The sequence below is a fragment of the Shewanella sp. 10N.286.52.A9 genome (assembly GCF_041468985.1).
In the GTDB taxonomy this organism is placed as follows: Bacteria; Pseudomonadota; Gammaproteobacteria; order Enterobacterales; family Shewanellaceae; genus Shewanella; species Shewanella japonica.
The window spans coordinates 231,759-243,761 of record NZ_JBFRJQ010000007.1 but is presented as its reverse complement, the minus strand read 5'-3'; the positions used below and the strand labels follow the sequence as shown (position 1 = coordinate 243,761).

Sequence of the window (12,003 nt, the reverse complement as noted above, 5' to 3'; positions counted from 1 at the left end):
ACTTCTACTCTTACTTCTTATTTTTACCTTCCTATCTTTCATTTCGTATTTTCTCCCAATAGCACTTATCTAAAATGCCATTGATTAAAAATACACCTATTACTATAATGTATACTGTTTATTTGTCCAGTGCTTTATTGTCCAGTACTTTGTTGTCTGATATTTTTTTATGACGTCATGACTAAAAACCAATTAACTCAAATTGTTCATTCTGAGCTAATCCATGTTCTTGCTGTATTGTTTCAAGTGTTTCCTGGACCGTCTTTGTGACACAACCATTCTTGATTTTATTGATATCGCTTTCTTTTAAATCAATGGCTTCTATAGGAATTTGTACATAGGGTAGGATTCCTTCTTTTGTGCTGCTATAAAACTCAAAAAAGCGTTCATGATTTTTATTGATGACGATACAAATTTTCACTTGGTCCATGCTAGTGAGATCATTTATGTGAGTTTTGATTAGTTCTTTGGGGTGAAAACGGTACAAACGGGTTTGCTCGGATTTTATCGATTTAGCATAAACAGCTTTTGATAAGCCGTCATCACTCAACGTCGAGGACATGTATATTTTGCTATCATCGATTAAGAAGTAACATTGGTCGGCTTTTTTTGCATCCTTATAATCTGCGTGAGATTCGATTTCATTTTTAAAGGATTGAATATCTGCTATGAGGGTGACTTCAATCGTTGAGTGGTTTTGTTGTGTTTCTATAAATGCAGTGAGACCTGCAATTGAGCGCGTCACCGTTTTTTCAGGGCTATAGATGGTAATTAATTCACCTTCTTGTGCAATTTTCACTGTTGCCGCTTGTGTTTCTTGGCAAATTTGCCGCAATTGCTGGTAGGTTTCATTATTGATGGTTAAGGTCGCAGGCAAAGACATCTTACTTAATACAGTTTCTATTCCAATGTTTCCTCCACGCTGAAAGCGTAGGTTATGTGAGTTGGGTTCTAGTTGTAAATATTCAAAGTTGCCTAATCTGGTTACATTCATATCTAGCTTATCTAAATCAGCAATTGAAAACTCCACAACCGCACGTTTTGGCAGCGTTTTAATATAATCAATATGCTTGATACAAGCTGCTAACAGGTGAAATTTACGACAAGATGGATAGATGGGGTTGAGTGGCTGCATCGCTATATCGGGCACTTCAACATGAGTGGCCTTTATGTACTTCCCATTCTTGTATTCCAATTCAAATATGAGTGGCAAAAATTGGGGGGCACGGTGTTTTCTATTGAACGCAATTACTGACTTTAGTGAGTGTTTAAAAAAGTCACCTGGAATGCAAAATTCAGCCTGTTTAAGCCCATGCCCTTTTTCTAACTGTTGAACTATAAATGAATAATTGGGTGCACTACCGCCAACCCAGCTTACCGTAGCATTTTCGGGGGAAATGAAAACACTGACGCAGTAATCCGTTTTTTTGCTTTGTAGCTGCTTACTAATCGCTTCAAAAGAGCGAAATAGCGTAGATGGGATGACAAGCTCATTCATAAATACCTCTTCTACTGAACTAATTTTAAGTGTGTTAAAAACTGATATAAATGCTGATAAATTTCTCGGTGCTGGCAGCGTGCCTTACTTTTTGTCTTTAACTTCAGCTTAACAGTAATGATTAAATGACTATTTCCAGTTGATTGTTTAATGCAGCGATAGGTGTCGCCTTTAATCATAAATTGTTCTTTAAGCAGCGTTTCTTGTCTTTGAATGTTGGTCTTTCGATTGCAGACTAATTCAAAATCAAGTGATAACCAGTGCCATTGATGTGTCCTAAAAACGCGAGTGATCAGTTGAGCATTCTTACTGTTACATGCCAAGGTCATGTGCAAAGGAAACTCAGCTAGATTATTGCTATCGAGAACAAAAGTAGGAAGGAGTGACAATGCTGTTTTTTGCTTTTTAGTTAATGGTTGATAGGTGTGCTTTCCTGAACGTTGCCAAATTAGACTGAACGTTTTCCAATTTAATTCTCCTAAGCGTACTTGCTCTAACAAGTTATTTAGAAAATGGCCTGATGAGCTAGTATCACAGCTTACTTGCCATAGCGATGCTAGGTCAGTGCTTGCAATGCCATCGAAGTCAGAGGGTGGCAAATCTTGAACTGCAGGTATGCTTAACGTTGATTTTTGCGATGTTTTAAATAACCAATTTTTGAGCGTTACCTCAGTCAATAGAATAGCGTCTTGTTGCTTCTGACTAGGCATTTTATCCCGATAATCAGTATTAATTAGACTGAGTTGTCGTGATAGGTCATTTGATGTAGGACTAAGTCTTAGCAAGTACTTTAACTCATTGTGGTTAAATTCACGTTGTTGTCGCTCGCCAAAGCCATAGCGGTAAAAAGGGTATAGCCAATCAATACCATGAAGGTAAGACCAACGGGTTGTGGAGTAGTATTTATGCCCAATTTGCTGACAAATTTCACTTAGTAATAAATTGTCATTATATTGTGAGAAATGCTTGGTTTTTACCCAATAATGAAATCGCTTTGCTATGGCGCTTGGACTGAGTAAACGAGATAAATAGCTTTCATCGGTGGTTTCATTAGGTGATATTTCATAAGCGAGATGCAGTGCCTGTTGCATAAAAAGGTAAATGCCACTGTGGCGAAGGTGATGAAATCTGACATCCTCACCAGCAACAGCCTTAATTGCTCTGGTAATAGGGAGTAGATAGTGTAACTGCCTAGAATGCATTTTTTCATCTGCAAACCCAATTAATGGTTCATTTACGGAGGCCGATTGCTTGATGTCGATAACCATCCTGACTAAGCAAGCGTATTCTTCGGGGATCACGACATGTACCATTCTGGCACTTTTATTTTTTGTACTGCCTTCAGTGGTTTCTCTGATATCAAAATGAAACTGCTGTTTGTCTGTGCTGTAACAGAAGATATCTTGAATCCTAAGGCGTAATACTTCCCCTCGGCGTAACATTGCAAAGTAGCCAATGATGCAGGCTACTGCGCAGAACAGTCGTTGCATCATTTCTCCAGTGTCTTGCGTGAGCAAGGCGTTAATGACTTCGTCTAATTCCGCTAATGTGAGGTAATTAGGGTCAACACTGGGTGTGGATGTTGGTGGGTCAAACTCTGACATATCTAAATTTTCGGTTAAAGCATGGTGGCTCATAAAGCGAAAAAGGTAGTGAACATATTTTTGATGTCCCTGAATGCTTAAGCTGTCATAAACTGTGTGCGCCCATAAGTGCAATGCGTCACTATCAAGTGTCTTTTCGTAAGGTAGAGGGTTATCTTCAAAAACTTGTTCAATATTGGTGTATGCATTAATCGTGTCATCAGACAACGTTTCTTTAATGACACCGCCATACTTGATTAAATCAGCTTTATAATGAAAAAGCATTGCTGGCAATATGTTATGAGGGTTCCACTCTGGGACTGGTGCTGGCTTTTGTGAACTGTTTAACGATGTTTTTCGTAATGTTTTATGTGGCCATCGATTAACTTTGGCTTTTGAGCTGAGCCCTTCAAACCAATTTTCATTCCAATCCTTTTGATAAATGGCTGTTAAGGCAAGATGCTTTTCTTTTGTTTTGATGATTGGTTTATTAAACGCAACATGCCTTTCTGGATCACGAATGTCTTTTAAAAAACTCGGTACGATATTGTCTCTATATAGCCAAACCGATTGAAGGCGCAGGTGCCATTTTTGAGCATTTAGCTCTGGTAACGAAAAAGGCGTTACTGGTGTATATAGATTAAGTTTACGCACCAATTGGCTAGCAGTTACTTTTTTGTTCTTATGGTCTAAAGTTGAGTGCTTATCATTGGCAAAGGTTGTTGCGTAATAGTCCTGTAAAACACGGTATACAAACAAAGGTAAATGATAGCGGGTGAAATGCTGCTTTTGCTGTAGTTTACTTTTTTTTGCTAAGTGAGTGATATCAAGGTAAAGCGAAGTGCCTTCTTGTTTGATACTGCTAGGTTCATTGAGAACATGTGCTAGATACTCAATTGAAAGCGGGGCGACCTCTAAACCAATAACTAAAGCGGCAAATTCAGTACTTACAGCTGAGCGTACTTTAATATATTGAGTACGAATCGCTTCGTATCCATCTTGAAGCATACCTGCTTGATGGGCAAATTGGTTGAGCTGATCAAACCACTGTAAATCTTTATCTTTTAACTGATTAACGACTTCAGGTGGTACTTGCCAGTGAAGTGCATCGCTTAAATAGCAGAGTAGATCATTGAGTGCATTTCTAAGTTTTTTTTGTCTCCCTGTAGGGATTGTCTTGATGATTTTTCTTAAGGCATTTATTTCATCAGAAGTGACTTCGCGTTGGTATGCAGATTGTTCACTTGCAGGCATCATGCTATCAGGCCAATGATCAATAACCCATAAAAGTTCATCCTCTTCTGCGCAAGTGCCACCCCCACGTTGATAAAAGCGAATAATGTCGGCAGGTATTAAGCCATTAAACCGATTAGACATAGCAAACCTCTTTGATGTCAAAGCGACTAGCCAAACTGTTTAAATGCTGCTTTATCGTGGTTAAGTTTGCAGGAAAAAGATGATCACTTCCAAAGTGCTCACCATATTCTGAATGCCCCATTAATCGATCAATCTGACTGGTTGTTAGCCTGATAGGATAAACACTGGTTAGTGCGCATTGAGCAAAAGTGTGCCTCAGCATGTAGGGGGTTTTATTTTTTAATCTGTCATGCATAAATAGCTTTAACTTTTTAGCCGTTAATGGGCAAGCTTGTTCACTAGGATCACATAAATACCATAGATAAGGACTGTTAAATGAGCTGGAAAGGTGAGTGCTTAATGATCGTTGTAAACTGAGGTAGTGTCTGAGCTGTAGGCTAAAGTAATCACATAAAATGATTTGCCTCAGTCGCCCTTTATCACTGACGGCACAGGTACTTAATCTGTAACAACGTTCCTTTTCAATTGAAATCTCATGAGTTGGACGAACACCAGTGAGAAATACAAACAGTAAAGCAAGGTGGTAAGTACATAAGTTGTAATACTCAATATGCTGACTTAATTCAACTTTACCAACAGGCTTAGAGCTAATAATTTCATCATGTAATGAAGCAAAAAAATGAGTCACTTCATTCTCTTGTAGTACTTTTGAACTGCCTATTTGGATCGGAATATCAGCTCTTTCCTCAGTCCCTCCTTGGTATTGTATTTTACGCAGTTGGGCAATTCTGCCTTCTTCGATGAGTTCATCTGGCAATGATTGCCCTCGGTGTTTATTGATTAAGTAGAGTTCTGATTTTTGTTCTTTATTTGAGGACTTAATTGAAAGCATCGCTTCCCAATTGAACAACCTCACTTGAGTAAAAATATGCTCTAGATAACGTTCGTGCGCCTGATATATTCGATAGCGGATCCGATCACTGTCTTCTGATTGATACGCTTTGGCGTTTCGGTGGTGCAATTTGTGCTCTCGTAGCAAGACATATTTACTCATGCTTGAAAGCTCATTATCAACCTGAATGCAATTTGTGAAGTAATTGAATAATTTGTCTTTTCTTGCGCTAGGAAATCCTATGACAGATGTTGATTTTCTCCATTTTTTAGTCAGTATCTCAATAATTAAATTTTTCTCACTTCTTGATAGCCAAGGCGTGTTATATCGTTGTTTTGAAATAAACGGTCTAAACAATGCATTTAACCCTTTAGGTATTGGTTGCCAGAGAAATACTTCACCTTGTTTTGTGGGGTAGGGTTGAGCATATTCAGCCCAAGAGTGACTACCGTCTTTGACCGTTCTAAAAGCATGTTCTTGGCACTCTTCACTGCCTGTTACACGAATACAGTCAGGGATAAAAAAATCGGCGGGTTTAGCATTTTTATCGTTGGTCTTATCTTTTGTTAGCCGTTGAGTGAGCCATAAATAGATAATAACGACGAGAAACTTTTCTTTGTTCACTTTTTTATAGTTTCTATTGTTCAACGAGCTAAAAAGCTTTATGAGCGCCGTTGCAATTTTGATGGGGTCGGGCATCACTCCACCGGCGTTTCGTTGGCGATTTTTTTTGGCGATAGAACTCGACTTACCCATGGCTGCCCCCTTGTGAGTGGGTTATTTTACGAAAAGCAGAAGGAGATATTTGGGCTAGCTGACTTATTTGATTTTTATTTGGAGTGACTAAGTTCATTGATTTTGCTTTATCAAGTCGGCTATGCAATATCTCAGGAAGTCGTTTATATTTTTGGTAAAACAATGCGGGTTTAATTAAGGCTAGGGTGGATAATGTCGGTTCGGGTTCGCTATAAATATTTAATGATGCTGTTAGTTTATGGGAATCAGGATGACCAAGTAGCTGTTTTAAGATGGGCATTGGAGCCAATAAGTAATAAGCATCAACTTTTGCTCTTTTGACTACAGGGATTGGACAGGAATCAAGAATACTCTGAAGTTGTGCAAAGTTAATAAACCGAAGGTCGGGAAGCGTCGATAGCTGATGGCAATCGCCAGATAACAAAGTTGTGAGCTTTGGATGCTGGTGCCATTCAAGTGAGTTTAGCGGCAATTTTTTTGTCTTTGGCATAACGATATTTTCCTAAATCATCCCATTTCCCTATTTATAGATGCATGTATTTAGTCATTAATTTGTACTACTGTTTATTTGTACAGTTAATTGCTGTATAAATCAACTGTGATGGTTGTTTTTTATTCTCTTCGGTTTTTTTAGCAAATATGACTTTATATGTTTAGTGATTACGTTGTTCTTTAAGTTGTTGGTTTTAAATACTTATTGTTCTTGGGAGATTTTTATGGAGCTTACACAGAAAGATTTTAAAGTTGGACTCAAGGCGGTCTTAAAGATTCTTGGTAAATGGGGCTGTAATGAAAATCAAATATCAGTCTTACTTTGCTTTAAGAGTAAACACGACATCAGTGCCGTTAATCAACAAGACTTAAATCAAGATCAAGTCAAACGTATAAGCTACATTTTGAATATCCATGGCGGGTTAAGACAGGTTTTTTCAAATCCAGAAAATGTTTACGGCTTTATGATAATGAAAAATCAGCACTCATTATTTAACGGTCAAACACCACTTTCGCTTTTACTGGAAGGGGAGCATGGAGACTTTGAAGCTGTTATGAACCATGTTTTAAATTTAGGGAACTTTTAACGTTCTACACATTAGGGGGTAATATGGTGGACCTAGAATATGAAAAGCAGCAGATTTTAGAGGCTTACTTTCCTGGCATTTCGAGCCTTAATGATGACGATGCGGATAATGTGTACCTTGATGCAAGCGATGCGCAGAAAAATAAGTATATTGCCGAATGCCAAAAGCTGTATGTAAAAGGCAAAGACCACTTAACCATGAATGAACCCTTTCGACCTGAGCGGGATATTTGCGATTTTCCTGATTTGCTTAGTTATGATATTCCCTACTGGCAATATCAAGAGTCCCATGATGACGCTATATTAGAAGAAATGGAGATACCAAAATATATTGCAAAGGCGCCTGATAAATACATCAGCAAGTTTTATGGCGACTGGGTGAGGCTGTATATTGATGGCATTTTTTATTACGGTTCCTTGTATACAGCGATGCATTTTATCCTACTCGCGGTAGAAGAAACGGTGACAAGCTGGATAGAACAGCGGTATCCATACCAACTAAAACTCAATACTTATCAAAGCGAAAATCAAAAGGGGTGTGTGTCAGTCGAGTTTGCCACTAATAATGAAAGTAATGATAAGCAATCCTCCGCGGCTCGTTCGGTTATGCGGGAGTTTTTAAAAGAGTTAGCTCCAGAGCTTAATGATTACTTAAATTCACAAACGCCGGCAACGTATATTATTTATGGTGTTGATTATGATGGGGCGCAAACAGTTGACCTCATTTGTAAAAATGATCAAACGCTGTCGTTAATTCGCCCAGCAACTTTTATGGATGATTTTTTACCTAAAACACAAAACCCTGCTTACTTAGATTTAATGGCAAGACGCTATGTAAAACAAGCAATAGAAAGGTTAATCAAGCTTGGATTTTAAAGGGCGTATAAAGGCAGAGGGGATAAAAGCGAAAAGCCATTAAAAAATGGCTTTTCGCTTGTCTTCGGTGGGCTGCATTATTAGCAGGGATATCCGAAGCTCATAGAATGAACTGTAGGGAGGTTTCAGCTTCCTGTCAACAGTACTAATCGAACGATATTTATTCAACTTTGTGGTGGTTACGGTGATGAATACTTATTGGTTCGATGCAATATTTAACCAACTTAAGGAGTGTAACTTGCAATATATCTCTATTCCCACAAGTGCATTTGGCTTTGATTATGATATTGAACTACATGACTGGCACAGTAAATTACAGGCATATCGGGTATTTAAATCTAAGGGCAAAGAGTTACTTGAAGGAGGCCTGGGGCTAGGTTTTGATATTATCCACGATGAGCAATGTTTAGATGAGTGGCTTAGTAACATTCCCGCAGTGTATTTAGAACAAACTCAAGCATTCCCTGAGCATCAATATCAATTGTTATGGCTTGCTGCCAATAGTGAGGTAGCGGCTCAATTACTCATCACTCGGCCATTATTGTTAGTGTTAATCTGTGAGCGTTATACCGTGGATAACCAAATGGCATTAACTGTTAGCCAATTAGGCCAGCGACAGATATTACATTGTCTAGGGTATGATGATACTAAGTCTTCGCTCAAGTTTATTGATAAATTAACCCTAACCTATGAACGAAATTTAGAGTTAGAGCATGTTAAAAAACAGCTAGATAAACACTGTAGACGTTATAGAGCTTTTAATCATTACCCTTCAGTTAACTATGTTGCATTAAGCTTAGATAATAAATACCCCTTTCTAACTGGCACTAAGCTTGGACTAGCGATAGCCAGTGAAAACCAACTAGGTAGAAGGGCATTACGTTCATGTTTATCAGATACTCTCGCATTGGGAGTCGAGCTGGGGGTAAATGACCCTGGTAAACGTGTTAGTCAGTTATCGTCATTCGCCGAGCTAGAGCATTTGCATCAGCAATGGATAAATAGGCGTAATGACATAAGGCGTGAAAAATTAAGACCTGTTGATGCCGACAAACCATATTCTATTCTAGTGCCAGATGAAGCAAACTTTGTAGCTATCAAGAATTATGATGAGCTTTTCACCGAAGGCGCTGAACAACACCACTGTATTGCGGTTTATCATACTCGTATTGTTTCTAGGCATTATTGTGTGTTCACTTTGAACCAACCACAAAGAGTCACCATTGGTATCAAGCTTAACAAACAAACTGGCATTATCGAGTTGGACCAAATTGCAGGTTTGCGTAATGCGCTGCCTACAACTGAAACCCGAGAGTTAGTTTACAGTTGGTTTGAGAGAGTAAAAAAGGTGTTGAAATTGCAACAAGGTTCGGAATAAATATGTTTAATTAATAAGCGTCATAGGTTGACGTGAACTGACTGGAGTGATTAATTTTTAGGCGGCAGTTTAGTGATGCTTTGCCCTTATGAGGGGCGTCCTTTAAAGGGGCTTATTGTTATTTGCTTTTCTTCACCGTGAATTCAGGTGAGTTATGGCGCTCTCTGCCAAGCCACCCTGATGCCACTCCTCCCAAGCTAGCCTTTTAATCTTATACCTTCCCACTTAAAGATTTTATTGTCTCATTTTTCATCTATTAATGCATTAATCTGGCTATTACCACTAATTCCTATTTTAAACTGCCATTTTTCTGCGTAGTACATTTGCTCTGGTGCTTTACTTTTTATAGTGCTTTATTCTGACACTTTTCTTAAATCTACGCTTTAATCTGACCTTTTTACTTGTTTAGTTCGTTAAATGTCATAAAATAACCATAAGTAAAGACATCAGGAGCCAACATGCCTAATTTATACTTCTCAAGTCAGACCGAGCCAGCCAAAGATCTGGCAAAAAAGGCCAAATCAGGTGTAATAACCAGAATCCATCAAGGGATTTACACAGATGCCAAACCAAGTGAACTGGAGGGCTTACTGATGTCAAAATGGTATGAGGTGGTTAAATATCTACAGCCTGATGCAATTGTATCTCACCGAACTGCCCAAGAGCTACGCCCAAAGGAAGGTCTGGTAGTTGTTACCTCAAGCATAAAACAACAAAGAAAAGTCCATGTAGCTCAAGTCCTGACGATTGATATCCAAGCTGGCTCCGCAAATGGCTTAACCGAACCATTCTTGCCGACTATGCACAGGAGCTCTCCTCCTAGGATGTATTTGGAAAACCTGACATCAGGTAGAGGTGTAATATCAAAATCACTTGGGCAGGAGTGGGTAGAAGAACGCCTATCTATTGCCATGAGGAAGACAGATGGCGAGAAAGAGCTAAACAGCATCCGAGATACAGCTAGGGAGTTCGCTAATGCAAACGGACTAGAGAAAGAGTTCACTAAGCTCAATAAAATAATATCAGCACTACTCTCCACCCACCCAGTAGAAGGCGCTCTAAAAAACTCAGTAGCCATCGCTACGGCAAAGCATGAGCCATATGATGTGGTCAGAGTTGAAAGGTTTCAAGCCTTGGCAGATTACCTAAACCGATGCCAGCTACCCGAAGTACCTTACACACATACCAAGTCAGCATGGAGACACCTTTCTTTCTTCGAAAGTTACTTCTCAAACTTCATTGAGGGAACAGAGTTCGAAATCGATGAGGCTGAGGACATCGTGTTTTTAAGCAAGCAGATAAACAACAGACATCAAGATAGCCATGATGTTTATGCTGTGTTTCAGCAAGTCTCTGACTACCAAGCAATGAGCACTTTCCCTGAAACAGCAGAGGAGTTCATCAAAGAGCTACAGCGTAGACACTTCGATATGATGCTAAAGCGCAAAGAGAAGAATCCTGGCTCATTCAAGTCTAAGGCTAATAAAGCGGGTACAAGTACCTTTGTTATGCCAGAAGATGTTATTGGCACCCTAACTAAAGGCTTTGATATTTACAAAACAGTCAAAGCAGGCCTTGAAGCTGCGATTTTCATGCAGTTCCTAGTGTCTGAGTGTCACCCGTTCGATGATGGCAATGGCCGCCTTTCACTCATAATGATGAATGCCGTCTTACACTCAAATGACCAGTACAAATTAATTGTACCTACAGTACACAGAGATAACTATCTCAACGGACTCAGAAAGGCTACACGGGAAAATAAATTCGCCACTCTGGTTAAGGTCTTCTATCAGCTACAGAAATACACCGCGTCAATTGACTGGGTGGACTACGGCGAGGCTAGAGATTCACTAGAGAGTCACAGGGCTCACCTTCTTCCCGATGAAGGGGTGCCGACATTCAATAAGGTCATCCGAGGATTCAAGTTTGACCTACCTCCTGAACTAAATTAAAACACTCCAGAACCCGCTAATCAGCGGGCTTGATAAAAAGGCAATAGATGGACAGGTTCGCGTCTTGGTAAAAGAAGCTGACCGTTTAGGGAGCAAGATTGGCTTTGCCACACGTTCTATGAAATAAATTCCTTAACCTGCTGCTTCTCTAAGCCATTTGATCTCCTCACCATATCCTTAGTCTCGCATCCATATGTGCCATGCGAGATAATTGGGTAAATATGATGAAACTATTGTCCATTATTGTAATGCATAAGAACGCATTCTACTCGCTCATTACACCTTTTTAAAACGGTGTGAATGTTGAGGGGAGGGGCGTGCTTAGCCTGTCCAAATAAGTACCGTTCCGAGTCGGTTACGCTTTGTCATCACGTGAAAAATTCAGCTTTTTTACTCAAGGAAGGTTAGAGTGAATCTGTCTCAAATGGCCATTTTTAGACAAATAAACGTCTCATGGTTAATGTGGCTTCATTGTAAGTTGCTGAATTTAAATTATAAAATCACTGACAGTATTAGAAATATGACGATAAGGTTTTGTTTTTCATGCCTTAGTGTTTTTCATTTCTTTCTCAACATTGAAAAATCGTGAAAAAACTGTCTCACGGCATTTTCTTAGCTGTCATGGTGTGGTAACAATCTGTTCCGCTTTGGCCGTCATCTACTACAAGCTAAG

The 12,003-nt window shown here is 39.2% G+C and carries 8 protein-coding genes; 4 read left to right on the top strand and 4 right to left on the bottom strand.

The window, feature by feature from the left end:
- Positions 1-181: 181 nt before the first annotated feature.
- The 4 genes from AB4128_RS07160 to AB4128_RS07145 are packed head-to-tail and all read right to left on the bottom strand — an operon-like array spanning position 182 to position 6,536.
- Entirely contained in the window at positions 182-1,498 is a 1,317-nt protein-coding gene (locus tag AB4128_RS07160) for a hypothetical protein (RefSeq protein WP_372037329.1), read from the bottom strand.
- A gap of 11 nt (positions 1,499-1,509) precedes the next feature.
- Complete coding sequence (locus AB4128_RS07155; protein ID WP_372037328.1) at positions 1,510-4,458, bottom strand: hypothetical protein; 2,949 nt, start codon at positions 4,456-4,458, stop codon at positions 1,510-1,512.
- Complete coding sequence (locus AB4128_RS07150) at positions 4,451-6,046, bottom strand: hypothetical protein (protein WP_372037327.1); 1,596 nt, start codon at positions 6,044-6,046, stop codon at positions 4,451-4,453. The genes AB4128_RS07155 and AB4128_RS07150 overlap by 8 nt, the downstream gene beginning before the upstream one ends.
- The gene (locus AB4128_RS07145; RefSeq protein WP_372037326.1) at positions 6,039-6,536 is read right to left on the bottom strand and encodes a hypothetical protein; all 498 of its coding nucleotides are present in this window, start codon (positions 6,534-6,536) and stop codon (positions 6,039-6,041) included. Before AB4128_RS07145 ends, AB4128_RS07150 begins: the two co-directional genes overlap by 8 nt.
- A 226-nt stretch (positions 6,537-6,762) precedes the next feature.
- On the opposite strand from AB4128_RS07145, the gene AB4128_RS07140 reads away from it, so the two are divergent.
- The 4 genes from AB4128_RS07140 to AB4128_RS07125 all read left to right on the top strand — a co-directional run bounded on the left by AB4128_RS07140 (position 6,763) and on the right by AB4128_RS07125 (position 11,330).
- On the top strand, positions 6,763-7,125 hold the full coding sequence (locus tag AB4128_RS07140) for a hypothetical protein (RefSeq protein ID WP_372037325.1): 363 nt from the start codon (positions 6,763-6,765) through the stop codon (positions 7,123-7,125).
- Positions 7,126-7,148: 23 nt separating this feature from the next.
- On the top strand, positions 7,149-8,000 hold the full coding sequence (locus AB4128_RS07135; protein ID WP_372037324.1) for a hypothetical protein: 852 nt from the start codon (positions 7,149-7,151) through the stop codon (positions 7,998-8,000).
- Positions 8,001-8,238: 238 nt separating this feature from the next.
- Entirely contained in the window at positions 8,239-9,378 is a 1,140-nt protein-coding gene (locus AB4128_RS07130; protein ID WP_372037323.1) for a PcfJ domain-containing protein, read from the top strand.
- A 458-nt stretch (positions 9,379-9,836) separates the two neighbouring features.
- Entirely contained in the window at positions 9,837-11,330 is a 1,494-nt protein-coding gene (locus tag AB4128_RS07125; protein ID WP_372037322.1) for a Fic family protein, read from the top strand.
- Positions 11,331-12,003: the final 673 nt, after the last annotated feature.

What these genes read in the sequence shown, in the direction of transcription:
- AB4128_RS07160 (WP_372037329.1), bottom strand. Translation starts at nt 1,498, where the DNA reads ATGAATGAGCTTGTCATCCCATCTACGCTATTTCGCTCTTTTGAAGCG.
- AB4128_RS07155 (WP_372037328.1), bottom strand. Translation starts at nt 4,458, where the DNA reads ATGTCTAATCGGTTTAATGGCTTAATACCTGCCGACATTATTCGCTTT.
- AB4128_RS07150 (WP_372037327.1), bottom strand. Translation starts at nt 6,046, where the DNA reads ATGGGTAAGTCGAGTTCTATCGCCAAAAAAAATCGCCAACGAAACGCC.
- AB4128_RS07145 (WP_372037326.1), bottom strand. Translation starts at nt 6,536, where the DNA reads ATGCCAAAGACAAAAAAATTGCCGCTAAACTCACTTGAATGGCACCAG.
- AB4128_RS07140 (WP_372037325.1), top strand. Translation starts at nt 6,763, where the DNA reads ATGGAGCTTACACAGAAAGATTTTAAAGTTGGACTCAAGGCGGTCTTA.
- AB4128_RS07135 (WP_372037324.1), top strand. Translation starts at nt 7,149, where the DNA reads ATGGTGGACCTAGAATATGAAAAGCAGCAGATTTTAGAGGCTTACTTT.
- AB4128_RS07125 (WP_372037322.1), top strand. Translation starts at nt 9,837, where the DNA reads ATGCCTAATTTATACTTCTCAAGTCAGACCGAGCCAGCCAAAGATCTG.